The organism is Actinomycetota bacterium (assembly GCA_030682655.1).
Classification (GTDB): domain Bacteria; phylum Actinomycetota; class Coriobacteriia; order Anaerosomatales; family JAUXNU01; genus JAUXNU01.
In genome coordinates, this window is the sequence record JAUXNU010000130.1 from 1 (window position 1) to 16,081 (window position 16,081).

Annotated in this window: 10 protein-coding genes, 1 tRNA gene and 1 pseudogene; 10 read left to right on the plus strand and 2 right to left on the minus strand. The window is 64.6% G+C overall.

The window, feature by feature from the left end:
• Nucleotides 1-202: 202 nt before the first annotated feature.
• The 3 genes from Q8K99_08195 to Q8K99_08205 are packed head-to-tail and all read left to right on the plus strand — an operon-like array spanning nucleotide 203 to nucleotide 3,681.
• Nucleotides 203-1,690, plus strand: coding sequence for an efflux RND transporter periplasmic adaptor subunit (locus Q8K99_08195; GenBank protein ID MDP2182536.1), 1,488 nt, complete (start codon nucleotides 203-205; stop codon nucleotides 1,688-1,690).
• Between the two features lie 3 nt (nucleotides 1,691-1,693).
• Nucleotides 1,694-2,488, plus strand: a complete 795-nt coding sequence (locus tag Q8K99_08200; GenBank protein ID MDP2182537.1) for an ABC transporter ATP-binding protein — start codon at nucleotides 1,694-1,696, stop codon at nucleotides 2,486-2,488.
• Complete coding sequence (locus tag Q8K99_08205; GenBank protein ID MDP2182538.1) at nucleotides 2,485-3,681, plus strand: ABC transporter permease; 1,197 nt, start codon at nucleotides 2,485-2,487, stop codon at nucleotides 3,679-3,681. The genes Q8K99_08200 and Q8K99_08205 overlap by 4 nt, the downstream gene beginning before the upstream one ends.
• 25 nt (nucleotides 3,682-3,706) lie before the next feature.
• Here Q8K99_08205 and Q8K99_08210 read toward each other — a convergent pair whose 3' ends face one another.
• Nucleotides 3,707-4,204, minus strand: coding sequence for a bifunctional nuclease family protein (locus Q8K99_08210; GenBank protein MDP2182539.1), 498 nt, complete (start codon nucleotides 4,202-4,204; stop codon nucleotides 3,707-3,709).
• A gap of 91 nt (nucleotides 4,205-4,295) precedes the next feature.
• On the opposite strand from Q8K99_08210, the gene Q8K99_08215 reads away from it, so the two are divergent.
• From Q8K99_08215 to Q8K99_08235, 5 genes and pseudogenes are all read left to right on the plus strand, one after another.
• Entirely contained in the window at nucleotides 4,296-4,691 is a 396-nt protein-coding gene (locus Q8K99_08215) for a secondary thiamine-phosphate synthase enzyme YjbQ (protein MDP2182540.1), read from the plus strand.
• Nucleotides 4,692-4,754: 63 nt separating this feature from the next.
• Nucleotides 4,755-4,831: transfer RNA gene (locus Q8K99_08220), tRNA-Ile, on the plus strand.
• A 110-nt stretch (nucleotides 4,832-4,941) separates the two neighbouring features.
• Nucleotides 4,942-5,079, plus strand: a pseudogene (locus Q8K99_08225) (SDR family NAD(P)-dependent oxidoreductase).
• 53 nt (nucleotides 5,080-5,132) lie between these two features.
• Nucleotides 5,133-5,363 (plus strand): hypothetical protein, encoded by a 231-nt coding sequence (locus Q8K99_08230; GenBank protein MDP2182541.1) that lies wholly within the window; start codon nucleotides 5,133-5,135, stop codon nucleotides 5,361-5,363.
• Nucleotides 5,363-6,199, plus strand: a complete 837-nt coding sequence (locus Q8K99_08235) for a hypothetical protein (GenBank protein ID MDP2182542.1) — start codon at nucleotides 5,363-5,365, stop codon at nucleotides 6,197-6,199. Before Q8K99_08230 ends, Q8K99_08235 begins: the two co-directional genes overlap by 1 nt.
• Before the next feature lie 19 nt (nucleotides 6,200-6,218).
• Here the strand turns inward: Q8K99_08235 and Q8K99_08240 are convergent, their stop codons facing one another.
• Entirely contained in the window at nucleotides 6,219-15,026 is an 8,808-nt protein-coding gene (locus Q8K99_08240) for a glucoamylase family protein (protein MDP2182543.1), read from the minus strand.
• A gap of 185 nt (nucleotides 15,027-15,211) precedes the next feature.
• Here Q8K99_08240 and Q8K99_08245 point away from each other — a divergent pair, with 185 nt between their 5' ends.
• Nucleotides 15,212-15,673 carry a rhodanese-like domain-containing protein gene (locus tag Q8K99_08245; protein ID MDP2182544.1) on the plus strand — a complete coding sequence of 154 codons (462 nt, stop codon included), beginning with the start codon at nucleotides 15,212-15,214 and terminating at the stop codon, nucleotides 15,671-15,673.
• Nucleotides 15,674-15,688: 15 nt separating this feature from the next.
• The gene (locus tag Q8K99_08250) at nucleotides 15,689-15,913 is read left to right on the plus strand and encodes a thioredoxin family protein (GenBank protein MDP2182545.1); all 225 of its coding nucleotides are present in this window, start codon (nucleotides 15,689-15,691) and stop codon (nucleotides 15,911-15,913) included.
• Nucleotides 15,914-16,081: the final 168 nt, after the last annotated feature.

The following is a 16,081-nucleotide window of genomic DNA, read 5'->3' on the forward strand; positions in this document are numbered from 1 at the left end:
CGACGAGCGCTCCTACCAACGCGGCGTCAGGGTCTCAGACGCCCAACTGGCGACAGTCAGCCTCACCCGAGATGAGTTCCATCCCGAATGGAACTATGTGATCCATCCCCGCAACCGCTCAGTTGTTGTTTGACGCTTCCTAAGACGAGTTTCGGGGCCGCAGTCGTTCGGAATGCGAACAGTCCAGTGTGAGGAGTAGCTTGTGTCGCGAAAGACCAAGATCATCATCGCAGTCGTCGCCCTGCTCACCGTCGGGGGCACCGCGGCCGTCATCGCTCTGGGAGCGCAGGGGGCGGTGGCCGCAGTCGAGACGACCACCGTTGTTCGCGAGGATCTTGTCGTCACGATCACTGCGGCGGGGCTGGTTGAGTCCGGTGTCCGGATGGAGATCTATCCTCCGACAGCGGGCGTTCTCGAAGAGGTCTATGTGAAAGATGGCGAAACCGTTTCGGCGGGGGCGATCGTCGCCCGGATGGAAGAGGGCCCCCTCGAGGCGACGGTCAAGCAGGCAAGCGCCGGTCTTGCGCAGGCGGAAGCTCAGCTTGCGGGAGTCGACGACAGGGCACCGTCCTCCGACGACCTTGCGGCGGCCAGGGCCGGCACCGACGCCGCGTGGGCCGGCTACCTGTCCGCTCAGAAAGCGGCTGGCGCTGTCGCAGATGCGGGACCGTCGGCCGCCGCCCGGGCTGCTGCGCAGGCGGCGGCTAGCGCCGCATGGACCGGCTACTCCTCGGCGAAGCCCGCATATGACCTGCTCAAGGCATCCGTAGACGCTAGTGCTAGCCCGTCGCCGAGTGCTCTTGCCGAGCTCGACCAGGCGAAGGGCGCCAGGGATCAGGCGTACGCGGGCTACCTCCAGGCGAAGGCCGCGCTGTCCAGTCTCGAGGACTACGACGGAACGTCGGCCGAGGCGCAGGCTGACTCCGCTGCCAGGCAGGCCTACGCGGCCTACCTCAGCGCGCGCGCCCAGCAGTCGAAGCTCGAAGGCTCGAGCGTGACGGCGGAGCGGGCTGCTGCCCAAGCGGCTGTCGACCAGGCCCGGCTGGGCCTGGTGCTTGCCGAGGACAATCTGGACCGGGCGACGCTCGTGGCCCCCATTGATGGAGTGGTGTTCTTCAATCCCTCCGGTGCGCCGGGGCCAGATGGATCGGTTCCCGTGCCCGCCGCCGGCAGCCCCGTGGCGCCACAGGCGGCCCCTTTCACTGTTGTCGACCTCGACGGGCTGCGCCTCACCGCCGATGTGGACGAAGTTGACATAGACAGGATCGAACTGGGCATGAAGGCGAGGGTCATGCTCGACGCCTTCCCGGAGAAGTCATTTGAGACAACGGTCTCTGAGATCAAGTCAGCAGCGAAGCAGACCGCGACCGGGGGAACGGTGTTTCCCGTGCATCTGAGCCTCAGCTCCCCGGATGCCGACGTTCTTATCGGCATGAAGGGTGATGCGAACGTCGAGGTGAACATCGTAGCGGGGGCCACTACGATTCCGGTCGAGGCCCTGTTCGACGAGGGCGGCACGACATTCGTCTACATCGTGGAAGACAACCTGCTCGTCCGGACGAAGGTCGAAGTGGGGACTCTGACCGAGACCACCGCGCAAGTCCTGTCTGGAGTTGACGTAGGTGACGAGGTTGCGCTCTCAGGTGCAACGGAGCTCGTCGACGGGATGCGCATCAGGATCGCCAACTAGCCGATGGACGCATCAGGGACAAACAACAAGACCCCAACGCCGGACTGTCCTGAGTCGCGGGCTGTTCTCGAGGCACGCGATGTGACGAAGTGCTACGTGCTAGACGAGATCGAGGTGCATGCACTCGGGGGCGTGGATCTGTCTGTATGCGAGGGCGAGATGCTCTCCATCATGGGGCCATCCGGATCAGGAAAGTCGACGCTGATGCACATCGTGGGGCTCCTTGACCGCCCAACGACCGGGACGGTCAGTGTCGAAGGCGAGGAAGTGTCCCGGATGGCGCCCAACGATCTGGCCGCCGTTCGAAACAAACGCATCGGCTTCGTCTTCCAGGCATTCAACCTTCTCCCTCGCACGTCCGCTCAGGCCAACGTGGAGCTCCCGCTCATCTACGCCGGCATCTCCGGTGCGAGACGATCGGCCATGGCGCGCGAGGCACTTGAGCGTGTTGGTCTCGGCGATCGCCTCGGGCATTTCTCGAGCCAGCTGTCCGGAGGGCAGCAACAGCGCGCCGCGATAGCCCGCGCCCTTGTGACGCAACCGAGCATCGTGCTTGCAGACGAGCCGACCGGCAACCTGGATTCCCGCTCGGGCGTGGAGGTAATGGGCATACTGCAGGACCTCAACGACCAGGGCATCACCGTGGTGATCGTGACGCACGACCGAAACATCGCCCGTCATGGCAAGCGCATCGTTCACATGATGGACGGGGTCATTGTGAAGACGGAAACGGTTTCGAACCGTGTCCTCGCGAGCGACGAGGCGCGGCGCATGGCCGAGGACGGCGACAGCGGATGAATCTGGTGGAGAGCTTCCGCATCGCGCTTCGTGCACTGAACGCCAACAAGGTGCGAAGCGCGCTCACCATGCTCGGAGTGATCATCGGCGTTGCCGCGGTCATCTTGCTCGTGGCGATTGGCACGGGAGTCCAGAAGGAGGTCACCGGCACGATCGAGGGACTGGGGTCGAACCTGGTCTTCGCGTTTCCGGGCAACTACGAACAAGGAGGGCAGGGAAGCGGCGGACCGGGGGGGAGTGTGACCAAGCAGTTCAATCTGGGGGATGCCGACCTGATCCAGAGACGCTTGGGCCCGCAAGAGATCGTCGTCCCGGTAGTCCAGGGACCGGGGACGCTCAAGGTTGGCAACCGGGAGTTGCGTACGACGATCGCGGCGGGGAACGAGCACGGGGGCGAGGTCTTCACATCGGACTACGTCTCCGGGCGCGACTACCGGCGCAGCGAGGTCCTGGCCGCGTCCCGCGTAGCGGTCATCGGTGAGACCGTGCGCAAGGAGCTCTTCCCAAACAAGGATCCCATCGGTCAGGCGATGGACGTCAACGGCCAGAGGTTCACGGTCATCGGCCTGCTGGCCGAGCAGGGCGGAACGATCACGGGCGATCAGGACAACCAGATCTACATGCCTGTGACGACGGCGCAGCGGCTCCTTGGCACGCGGGACATCACGATGATCATCATCAAGGCGGCCGACGCCGAGGAGATCGACATCATCCAGGCTCGCATCAAGCGTGTTCTCAGGCCCAAGTTCGGCGAGGAATTCAGCGTGTTCACGCAGGAGCAGACACTCGGGATCCTCTCGAGCCTGCTCGGTACGCTCACGGTGATGCTGGCCGGAATCGCCGGCATCTCGCTGCTGGTGGGCGGCATCGGCATCATGAACATCATGCTGGTGTCCGTATCGGAGAGGACCCGCGAGATCGGCATTCGCAAGGCCGTCGGTGCGAAGACCTACGACATCATGAGCCAGTTCGTGATCGAGGCAGTCATGCTGTCGATTGTCGGCGGTGGGATCGGCATCCTGCTTGGCGCAGGAGGAGCGGCGGGGCTCAAGCAGTTCGTGCCCACTGAGGTCACGCCTTGGGCGGTCATGCTGGCGTTCTCGTTCTCCGCGGCGGTCGGGATCTTCTTCGGCGTGTATCCCGCGTATCGCGCATCAAGGCTCGACCCGATCGAGGCACTCCGCTACGAGTAGCAGCGCGAAGTGCATCCGGCCGAAGCTACGACTGGAAGTCGTTCGGATCCACGTGTTCCAGGAACTCGCGGAACTTCTCCAGTTCTTCCTCGGGGTTGGTTTCCTCGAGATCCGTTTCCGGAACCGACGCGTCGTCCAGGACGTCCTCGGCGACGAATATCGGGGAGTGCGTGCGGACGGCTAGTGCGATGGAGTCGGAGGGACGGGCATCGATGGCGAGCGTGCGCTCCTCGGCACGAAGCACTATAGCGGCGTAGTAGGTGCCCTCTTCGACGCGCGTGATCTCGACCCGTGCGACGTGGAACTCAAGGGCGTCGAGCACGTTCTTCAGCAGGTCGTGAGTCATGGGACGCGGCGGCTCCATCCCCTGGAGTGCCAGCAGGATGGCCGTGGCCTCTGTGTGGCCGATCCAAATCGGCAGAAGGCGGCCCTCGCCGGGATCGTCGGCGATGGGGCGCAAGATGATGACCGGCTGGTTGGTAGTCGCGTCAACGCTCAGGCTTGCGATACGGACGTGCACCATGCCGACCACCTCCCTAGAGGTTCTGCGAGTACCTTGCAGCAGAGTACGTTCCACTATGATACGGGATGAGGCAACCCCGAGGAGGCGTCCGATGAAGCGCTTGCAGGTCTCGACGGCAAGGCGGGAGCAGTTCGTCGACATCACGAGTGCGGTGGCAGCAGCCGTGGCGGAAGCAGGCGCCGCCGACGGGTGGGCGCTCGCCTACTGCCCCCACACGACCGCGGGCATCACGATCAACGAGAACGCGGATCCGGATGTGGTTCGCGACTTGCTTGCGGCCCTCGAGCGCATGGTGCCGCGGGAGGCGGGCTACAGCCACCGCGAGGGCAATGCGGACGCTCACGTGAAGGCGAGTCTCATGGGGTCGAGTGCCACGGTCCCGGTCACGGGCGCAGCGCTGGCCCTTGGCAGGTGGCAGGGCATCTACCTGTGCGAATTCGACGGGCCAAGGACGCGAAATGTGTTCGTGGACGTCCGAGCCTGCTGACCTGGGCGTTGCTTGACGCACACGACGACGCTGGGCTATGGTACGAAAGCGTTTTTGCACCCTGGGCCCGTAGCTCAGTTGGTTAGAGCGCACGGCTGATAACCGTGAGGTCGTTGGTTCGAATCCAACCGGGCCCACCAAGTGACGATGACAGACGCCTCCTCGGCATGCAGATGAGGGGGCGTTTGTGTGTTTCGGACAAGACGTGTTCACCCGCCAATGATGGGAACACAGTCACAACGCCACCAAGCATGCGCTCGAAGGCTTCAGCGAGGGGATGTGGCACGAACTCAGACCCTTCGGTATCCGGGTCAAGGTCATTGAACCGGGCTTCGTGGAGACCGCGATATGGGGAAAGGTGCCGCCCGCCGCTCACCCGATTGGCTAAGACAAGTTATGCAATGCGCGTCACAATAGAGGGGGAAACCGAAAGGGGGAGCTGTGTCGCTCGTTCTTGACGTCGCGGTCGAAGTGCTCGAACCCTACGTGGGGCGAGCCCTCGCGGACACGTGCATGCGTGCGGGAGCGCTGTCAGAAGGCAGACTCCCGGATGACCTGACCCCTGACGATCTTCCGTGCATCGAGAATGCTGCGCGCAAGCTGCTCTCGGCAGTCGCTCCCCAAGACACGATAGACAGCGTGGTGGCCGACATCCGGGCAGGTGTGCGGTGATGCGGTTGAGCACCCGCTCGTATGTCGTCGCGCTCGGAGGGCTCGGGCTCGTGGCCTTCGTGAGGACGCTCATTGCCCTTGGGGTCGGGGGGCCTGATGGGGCGGTTGTCATCAGCGACATCGGCTCGTTCGCGATCGTTGCACTCTGTGCAGGTGCGGTACTGCTGTCAACGAGGCGACTGCGCCCTGGTGAACGGCTCAGGACGACGTGGACGCTCGTGGGTGCCGGCGTTCTGTCTTTCGCGCTCGGCGATTTGGCGTGGACCGTCATCGAGGTCGGTCTCGGACGCGAAGCGCCGTACCCGGGACTTCCGGATCTGTTCTACCTCGCGGAGTATTTCTTCCTCGCGTGGGCGCTCCTCCGACTGGTCTCCGGGTTCCGTGGGCTCGTCGATCTCAAGGGGCCAACGGCCATTGCGTCGGCCGCCGCCGCCGTGGGACTCGGTCTGCTCTGGTTCGGCTTGCTGCAACCCTACGTCTTCTCCGATCCTACGATCTCCGCTGCCGAAAGAGCACTCAGCGCGTTCTATCCGATCGCCGACATCGTTCTGCTGGGACTGCCGACACTGGTCGCCCTTCTCGTGGTCTTGCGCATGGGTTCGGGCAGTCTCGCGTGGCCATGGTATGCGGTTGCGGCCGGAGTGCTGCTCCTCGCCATGAGCGATGCGACGTTCTCCTGGATGTCGGCCGTCCAGGGCTACGAAGGCGGCGCCGTCGTCGACTACGGGTGGATGGCGGCGCACGTCATGATCGCCTTCGGGGCGTCGCTCTCCGTCGACGCAGCGCAACCGAAGAGACGTCCGGTGGCGCGGGTTCTCGATGAGAAGACGGCCTGAGCGGCCTGAGCTTCGCGCCTCACCCGCCGAGGAGCGCCACTTCCACATCGTGCGTCTCTCCGTCGTCGGCAAGCAGCACGCGCAGTCCCTCGACGACTTCGCCATCCAGGGCGATCCGCTCCACACCGCGGTTGACTCCGCGTGGGTTGTGGACCGAGATGCGGTACGTCGAAGTCCCATACCGGTACGACATCTCATAGCGCTCCCATGACCTGGGGATACACGGTTCCACCGCCAGGTAGCGCATACCGTCCTCGGCACAGAGGGTAAGGCCGAAGAGATTCTGCACCGCCACCCGGTAGAACCAGCTTGCGGATCCCGTGTACCAGGTCCAGCCGCCACGGCCGATGTGTGGCGGCGCAGCGTAGACGTCGGCGGCTACCACGTAGGGCTCGACCTTGTAGCGGTTGGCGTCCTCGAGGGAGCGGGCGTGGTTGATGGGGTTGATCAAGTCGAGCATGCCATGGGCCTCGTCGCCGTCGCCTTGGAGGAGATAGGCGAGAACCACCCAGATCGCGGCGTGGGTATACTGGCCGCCGTTCTCACGAACACCTGGCACGTACCCCTTGATGTAGCCCGGGTCGTGTTTCATACGGTTGAATGGCGGAGCGAGCAGCGCGATGAGTCTGTCTTCGCGACGAACGAGTTTCTCTTCGACGGCGTCGAGGGCATCGATGGCTCGCTGGGGATCACCGGCGCCGGAGATGGTGGCCCAGGCCTGGGCGATCGCATCGATCCGGCACTCCTCGGCCAGGCGCGTGCCGAGCGGCGTTCCGTCATCGAAGTAGGCCCGCCGGTACCACGATCCGTCCCATGCGTCGCGCTCCACCGCGTCGACGAGCTCTTGGGCCCACTCGCGGTAGTCGCTCGCTCGCTCGTGGTCGCCGCGCATCTCGCATACGGGCGCGAAGCGCGTGAGCACGACGTTGAGGAACCATGCGAGCCAGACGCTCTCGCCCTGCCCTTCGATGCCTACGTGGTTCATGCCGTCATTCCAGTCGCCGCCTCCGATGAGAGGCAGACCGTGCGGGCCGGTCCCGCGGCCGGACTCAAGCGCCGCCACGCAGTGCTCGTACACGGTCGCGGCTCTCTCGGAGACGGCGGGCTGCATGTAGTTGTCCTCGCGTCCGGATTCGACCTCGCCGCCCTCGATGAAGGCAACTACTTCGTCGAGCACAGAGGCGTCTCCCGTTGCGGCCAGGTACTCGGAAGTGACGAACGGGAGCCAGTGGCGGTCGTCCGTGATCCGCGTTCGCACACCTCGGCCTGAGGTCGGCTGCCACCAATGCAGAACGTCGCCCTGCTCGAACTGATGGCGCGAAGCTTCGACGATCTGGGCGCGCACGAGGTCTGGCCGCGCGTACAGCATCGCAAGTACGTCCTGAAGCTGGTCCCGGAAGCCAAACGCCCCGCTAGACTGGTACGTGGCGGTCCGTCCCCACAGGCGACATGCGAGCGCCTGGTATAGCAACTGCCCGTTCACGAGCAGGTCGAGTGCGGGATCGGGCGAGCTCACTTGCACGGTGCCAAGGATCTCCGACCAGTAGGCGCCCACCTCTGCGAGCGATCGGTCCACGCTGCCGTCTTCGCGATAGCGCGCGACGACGGCGCGTGCCTCGTCGAGCGAATCGGTCTGGCCAAGGAAGAACGACACCTCCTCCTCGGCACCGGGGTCGAGGAGGAGGGCGATCATGAGTGCCCCGCAATTGTCGTGGAACGCGCCGGTGCGCGCGTCAAGATGTGACCGGTGCATGGCGACGGGATCCGACGGGCGGCGGTTGCGGCCGACGAACTCGGTTCTGCTCCCGGTGTAGGAGGCGAGTGGCCGGTCGCTGGCCAGGAACGCCGCTCTGCCGGGGAAGTCGGGATTGTAGTGGTTGTGGGCCGTGAGCATCTCGATCTCGGCGTCGTACCACGTGACCACGAGCTGCTGGGCCTTGCTTCGGGAACTGCCGAGGACCCACTCGACGAAGTGGGTCGCGGAGATGTGTCGCGGCCGATCGGTGAGGTTGCGCAGCTTGAGCCGCACGATGCGCACGGGGTCGGTGGTCGACGCGAACCAATCGAGCTGCTGCTCGATGCCGTGAGAAGTGTGCTCGAACCGCGAGTGGCCTTTGCCGTGCCGAATCACGTAGGGCTCGGAGTCCCTGGACGGGAGAGGGGTGGGACTCCAGAACTCCCCGGTCTCTTCGTCGCGCAGGTAGGTGGCCTCGCCGGAGCCGTCGGAGACAGGGTCGTTGTTCCAGGTCGTGATGCGGTTCTCGTGGCTGTTGTGTGCCCATGTGCAACCGATGCCGGCCTCAGAGACCATGCATCCGAACTCCGGTGTGGCCATCACGTTGACCCACGGCGCGGGCGTGACCTCTCCCTCGCCAAGGACGATGACGTACTCCCCGGTGGAACCGTCGAACCCGCCATAGCCGTTGTCGTACAAGAGGCCAGGGCGCTCGAAGGGAGCCGAGGGTACAGGGACTGGCTCGGCTACCGGCAGCAACTGTGCAGGATCGACGGGGTGTTCTCCTCGGCGGTTGAGCTGGATCTCGATGGATCCTGCGTCCCCTTCGAGCGTGGCGCGTGCGACGGTGAGCAGGAGGTTGAGCACATCGGGATGCATCTGGTCGGCACGTCTGAGGAAGACGCCGCCGGGCTTGTCGACGACCTGAAGCGCGTGCCCGGTGCGCACGAGCAGTTTGAGCCGCTCGTCGAGTTCCTCACTGTACGCTGACGGACGGGTGTTCAAGATTACCAGGTCGGAAACGAGGCCTTTGTGACGCCAGTACTGATGGGCCAAGAGGGCCTGTCGCACCAGGGGTGCGTGCTCCAGGTCCTCGATGCGAACCAGCAGGATCGGCAGGTCGCCCGATATGCCAAGTGACCACAGGCCTGACATCCGAAGCCCGTTCTCAACCGCCGGTTTGACCTTGAGCGGGGAGGTGGGGTCGGTCAGCAGGAGGCGCGAGGCGAGCCGCTGAAGCGTGACGGCCTCCTGAGCCGTGAGCCCGAGGTCTCGCAGCTCTATCTGAGAGGCAGTCCAGGCGAGGTCGATAGAGCGCTGTGCACTGCGGATGTCGTGGTACTTGTCTGTGAGGCGGAGCGCGGCTTCCCGGCTATCGGCCACACCCGTGACGTAGACGAACCGCGCGCTTTCGCCGGGGCCGATCTGAGCACCTCGCCTGATGGCGCAGGCGGGATCCAGTACTGCGCCGGTCGTGCCCGACAGTGGACGATCGGCGCCAACAGCGACTGGTTCGTCGGCTTGACGCAGCCTTCCGAGGAACCTGACCCTATCGGTCTCGAAGGACCAGTCGCACGGTGCAGAGGCATCGCACCCCATCACGTGGAAGCCCCAGTACCGATGCTCATCGGCGGAGCGCGGGCGCCTGGAGAAGAGGAGCGCGTGGTGCTCTTCGATCGCCTCAGTCTCAACGAAGAGGTTGGAGAACGAGCGGTGCGCCTGGTCGGAATCCTGGAATGTCAGCGCCACCTCGAAGTAGCTCGTGACCTCGATCTCTCGGGTCTTGCGACCACGGTTCGTCACGGTGATTCGACGGATCTCGACATCGTCTTCGGGTGATACGGAGACCTCGGTGTGCGTCTCGATGTCGCCATCGCGGCGACGAAACTCGGCCTTGTCCGCCGAGAACGTCGCATGGTAGTCGTCCGGTCGCGAGGGGCACGGGTTCCCGGTCGCGGACCACAGCATTCCGTCCCCGGTGTCGCGGAGGTAGAAGAACTGGCCCCAGCAGTCGCGTGTGACATCCTCGCGATAGCGCGATACCGCGAGGCCGCGCCATCTGCTGTAGCCGCCACCGGCGTTGGTGACCATGACCGAATATGAACCATTCGACAGGAAGTGGGTTGCGGGAACGGGCGTGTCGTAGAGCGGGTACGCACGCGTGACGAGGGGGGGTAACTCCCTGACCGACCGCACGTACTGCACCTCTTCCACGTGTGGGTGGGCCAGCTCGATGCCGCGCGGAACGCGTTCCTGCAACAGCAGCTCTGCGGAAACCACCATCGGGTCGGCATGAAAGCGCTCTGTCATACGATTGCCGGTCAGCTGGTTGCCCAACGCAACAAGACTCATGCCCTGGTGATGGGCGAAGTACGATCTCACGACCGCGCGGCGGCGCCCGGCGGGGACCCGGCCGGGCGTGTAGTCGATAGACTCGTAGTAGCCGTAGCGTCCGCGGGCGCCTTGCTCGGTGAGCACATCGAGGTTCCTGAGCACTGCTCGCGGGGCTATGGGTAGGGCTAGAATCGCTGCGTAGGGCGCCACAACGACATCGTCGGAGAGCCCTCGCTTGAGCCCGAGGCCTGGCACCCCGAACGCTTGGTACTGGTAGGTTAGCTCAGCATCCTTTGAATTGAACGCCGACTCGGAAACGCCCCACGGCACGCTGCGCTCGTTGCCGTATTGAATCTGGCGACGTACGACCGATGTGTACGTTTCGTCAAGGAGTGTCCTCGGCCAGCTTCGCATGACAAGCAGCGGCATCAGGTACTCGAACATCGAGGCGCTCCAGGAGAGCAGCGCCCGTCCGCCGCCGGTGGCCGTGATGGCGCGACCCAGCCTGAACCAGTGCTCCTGGGGGACGTCACCCTTCGCGATGGCGAGGAAGCTGGCGAGTCGGCATTCCGATGCGAGCATGTCGTAGAACGAGCGATCAGGGCGCCCCTCGGCGGTGTTGTAGCCGATCGCGAAGAGCAGCCGGTTCTTGTCGAAGAGCATCTGGAAGTCTGTGTGCTCCCACATCTCGCGGGCGATGTCTGCGTCCAGACGCAACCGGCCGAGCATCTCCGCGGCCAACGAGCGCGGCGACATGATGCGGTCAAGCGTCTTGTGGGCCCACGCTGCAGCCATGTCGCGCTCGGTCTCCGTTGCTCCGGGCGCGTTCTTGGCCAGCGAATCGAGCGCCTCGACCGTCTCGATGAGGCCTTCGGCCAGGCCGACGAGGCTCGGCACGTATTCGAGCAGCGGAGCAAGTTCTTCGCATCGCGGGTCTGCCAGCACCGACTGCGGCACGTGCTCCACCAGCTCGGCCCACGGGGCCAGACGCTCAACGAGGGTCAGCGCCTCTTCGGCGGAGTCGTGAACGCACGCGACCGCGTTATGCGCTCGCGTGAGTGGCGTAGCGGGATGCGAGGAATCCCGGACGCCGGCATTGGCCGAGGGGTCGGCCGCAGCAAGGTCCGCTGCGATCCGGACAGCGGAGCCGGACAACGTGGACAGGCGTTGGAGCAACGCGCGCCAGGCACCGAGATTCTCGGGAGTCTCGGCGAGGCCCGCATCGCGCGCGAGCTGCTCGAGCTGTTCGCGGACGTCGGCAAGCATGTCCGAGGGGCCGATGTCGTCGCGCTCCTCGAAGAGGTCCTCCACGGCCATCGATGCGGTGTCGACGAGCCCGGCGAGAACCTGCCCGTCAACGAGAGGTGCCTCCGAAGCCTCGAGGAGACCGATGCGCAGCACGAGCAGATGTCCGGCGAGGTTGCCGCTGTCCACCGTGGAGACGTAGTTCGGAGGAAGCGGCTGGAGGGTCAGGATGTCGTACCAGTTGTAGAAGTGACCGCGGAAGCGCTCGAGTCCGGCCATCGCGTGCAGCGTATCGGAGGACCAGGCCGTCAGTCTGTCCAGGGTGATGTAGCCAAGGTCATACGCCGTCAGATAGGACATGAGCTGCAGGCCGATGTTCGTCGGCGAGGTCCGGTAGGCGATGCGCTGACCAGGGACTTCCTGGAAGTTGTCTGGAGCCAGCCAGTGAGTTTCCGCGGTCGTGAAGGTCTCGAAGAAGCGCCATGTCCGTCGGGCCGTGCGGCGCAAGGTCGTTACGTCCCTCTCGGTGAGCACCTCTGGTACGTGCTCCTTCGTGCGCGAGACTCTCCACGCGACGTACGGGGCTAGTGCCCACGTGGCCGCCAGCGGGATCGCCAGGATCAGACGAACCGGGTCGAGAGCTGTGCCCGGGAGCACGAGCGCGATCGCGAAGGCCGAGGAGGGACCGAGCTTGCGGATGAAGGCAGGAAGCGTCGACCCGGCGCGCCGGTCGGCGTCGGCTGCGGTCTCCCACTCGAGCAGCAGCCGACGGGAGACGCCCATGCGCCACAGCGCACGGACGATCGCGTCGGTCATAAGCCATGCTTGGTGCGGCAGGAGTACGAGGGCGAGCAGCGCGCGCACCGAATCGCGAGTGAAGTCCGACCAGATCAAGCCCGCAGCTGCGGAGAACGAAATGGAACGCGGACGGAACAACATGGCGTCGACGAGGGCGAAGTAGACCGGGAACAGGAGCACGAGCATCATCACGAGCGGCCAGGTCCACGCAGGTCCGGGCAGAAGAACCCACCCCACCGCTATCAGAAGCAGGAGGGTTGGCGGGACGAGGCTGCGCCGGAGGTTGTCGATGATCTTCCATCGGTGGAGGGGCGAGAGCGGGTTTCGTTCGGTCTGGCCGCTCGAAATCGGAACGCGCGGGAACAGCCATGGGAGCGTCTGCCAGTCGCCGCGGACCCAGCGGTGAAGTCGGGACACGTGCGACAGGTAGTTGGAAGGATGGTCGTCAAGGACCTCGATGTCGGACGCCAGCGCCGTGCGCAGGTAGCATCCCTCGAGGAGGTCGTGCGATAGCAGCGTGTTCTCGGGAAGCCTGTCTTCCAGGATCGCGTTGAACACGCCGACCTCGAAGATCCCCTTGCCCGTGAAGCTTCCTTCGCCAAAGACGTCCTGGTAGGTGTCGGAGACTGCCCCGGCATACGGATCGATGCCGGTCGTTCCCGAGTACAACCACGCGAAGAACGACTTGCTCGACGCGGGCAGCGACATTCCCACCCGCGGCTGCACGAGGCCATAACCGCGGGCGACGCGCGGATCGCCCGGGTTGACTCTTGAGCGGTTGAGCGGGTGAGCGATCGTGCACACCAACTTGCGTGCGCCGTCTCGCGGCAGGAGGGTGTCCGCGTCGAGCGTCAAGACGAACGTGACATCGCGCAGGAACGGCTCGTCGCCCTCTTGATGCGTGAAGCTGACATCGGACGAGCCCTTGAGCAGCCGGTTAAGCTCCATGAGCGCTCCACGCTTGCGCTCCCAGCCCATCCAGGTCTCTTCGGCTTCGTTGAGTCGCCGGCCCCGGATGAAGACGAAGAACGGGCGTCTCCCATGCTCGCGCTCGTACCGGTCGTTGAGTACTTCGGTGCCATCGATCGCGGCTTCGATGATCGCGCCGTCTTCCTTGGCGCGCTGAGATGACGACCCCTTCAAATCGCCAAGGAGCCCGAAGGCGATGTTGTCGTCACGGTTGGCGAGGTACGTGATCTCGAGGTTGTCCAGCACGCTGCGTACGGCTCCGACCGAGGACATGAGCGCCGGCACTATGACGAGCGTCCGATGAGCCTGCGAGAGTGGTTCCATGACATCGAGCTTGGGAAGGACACGGGGTGGAAACACCCATGCCGACGCGTGGTTGGTGAGATTGATCGCGAGGTCGCTTAGGGGGATCACCGATATGAGCATCAGAACCGCGATGCGCCAGATCGCTGCTCCCGAGGATAGCGAGTAGGCTCCGAGGGCTGCGGCAAGAAGCGTGGTGTTGAGGGCGAGCAGCCCCCAGTACGGCGGACCGTGATGGCGCAGCGGGCCGCGGTACAGGCGCTCCCGGCCGTGGGGGCGGTAGTCGATGCTGTTCTCGAGCGCGTACCGGCCGCCGCTGATGAAGTAGTGGCCGATGTGTCCGATCACCGGGTCCGATGGGTTGTGGGTGAGGGCGTCGAGTGCCCAGCTCACGGCCGCCTCGGCCACTTCGATCTCGGTGTGGGCGCACCGCTTGGACATCGCCTCGAGGGCGTGCCGGTACCGGTCGCGGCTCTTGAAGTCCATGCGCTCGTAGATGCCGGCGGGATCCTGACGCAGTACTGCCTCCACGAAACTGACGGTCTCGAAAAAGGCGTTCCAGTCGTAGGCGTCCAGGAAGCGCACCGATGTTATCGAGTTCGCGATTGACACCTGGTCTGCGGCCTGCTCCTGCTGGTGAGTGTGTGAGGCGTCCTCGAGCGAGATGCCCGCAGCCGTCAACCGGCGCTCCAGCCAGGCGTTGAGGGCGTCCCCTCCGACGTCCTGCCCTTGCAGCCGCTGCGAGAGTCTGATGTAGAAGGTCGCACTTGCGGCAGTCTGGGAAACATCAAGCTCGTCGATCAGCGTGCGTAACTGGCTTGGATCATCCTGCGCGGTGATGAGCAGCCTGTCGGCCCACGTGTCGGCAAGCCAGGTGTCCTGGTGGACCCGCACGACCTGTCGCGACAGGCGCCGAAGGTTCTCGACGAGGGCGACCCTGAGCATGATCGGGATGGCCCAGACCTCGCCGATCGTGAGCGGCGAAGAGTCCTGGTAGCCGCCGATGAAGCGCAGCACGTAGTCCTCATCGATGCGGGAGTCGGTGTGCGAGACAAGCGTGGCGATAGCTTCGTACACCCGCGGGTAGTCCAGGTAGTCACCTTCCGCAAGTGAGGGAAGCTCCTTGCCGTAGTGGGCCGGGAGATCCTCCCGAACGAGGCGGACCTGCTCCTCGATCAGGTAGTAGTTGTCGAGGAGCCACTCGCTCGCGGGCGATATCGCCTGCTGGGCGCGAACTGCCGAGGAGAGAGTGTTGCTATGCTCGGCCAGCTCGACGGCAGCGCGCTCGACGAGCTCGATGAGAGGGGTTCCGCCACGCGGGCCTTCCGGTCGGGCGTGCTGGGCAGAAGCCAGTTCGCGCGCTCTCTCCTTCAACCGTTCAACGGTGAGGAGCTCCGCGCGAAGCGGCTGCTCGTCCCGGTATCCGATTTCCGGATTCGTCACAGAGGTCCCATCCCGTGGCGCACTTGGTTGTGGCGCCATGCCGTCACCCGCGGGCCCGTCATCGTCGGCCCCCTCGTACAGACTACCGGAATTGTCCCCGCGAGGAACGGAATGGTCTGAGAGTTGCTGCTGTGATACCCCGAGGGGTATGATGTGGCCCCCCTTGTGAGGAGGAGAATCCCCGGATGAACAAATCGAAAGCGGTGCTTTGGATCGTAGCCGCAGTTCTCATCGCCGTTGTCGGGTTCCTCGTCTTGAAGCCCGCGAGCGCGGGAGTACAGAACATCGACGCCAAGGAACTCGCCACGCTTGTAGACGAGGGAGTCACCGTGCTCGACGTACGCACGGCGGGCGAATTCGCGGCCGGGCACGTCCCCGGCGCGGTAAACATCCCTATCGACCAGCTCTCCACAGGTCTGGGCGCGCTCGACAACTCTAAGCCGGTAGCCGTGTATTGTGCCACGGGGGCACGCTCCTCGCAGGCCCTGAGTGTGCTCCAGGCGGCCGGGTTCGCCACGGTCTATCACCTGGCACAAGGAATCTTGACCTGGGATGGCCCGGTCGAGCGTGGCGAGAGTCTGGCGGCGACATCGACTCCACAGGCGACGAGCACACCTGTGCTCTATGAGTTCTTCACTGACTGGTGACCTTCGTGCAAAGTGATGAAGCCTGTGGTCGACAGGCTAGAGGAGAAGTACGCAGGCAAGGTGGAGTTCCGGCTCGTCAACGTCGATACGGATCCCGAGGGATCCGCGATGATGCAGAAGTACGGTGCTCAGTACGTGCCGACGTTTGTGCTGCTCAACGTGGACGGGTCGGTTGGCGATCAGATCGTCGGCGAAGTCGAGGAAGCCAAGCTTGCGGAAGCGATAGACCGCCTCAAATAGGTGGTGGCATCAGGATTGGACCCGTGAACCTGCGTTCCGCAGCTGTGTTGCGCCAATAGTACACGTTTACGGGGTCTGAGCTGTGGAAACGGGCGCGAACACGCCGACACGGCGTGTATCTAGGGGTCGGCGTTACCGCAGGTCAGGAGCTTGCGGGTGCCGGAGTGA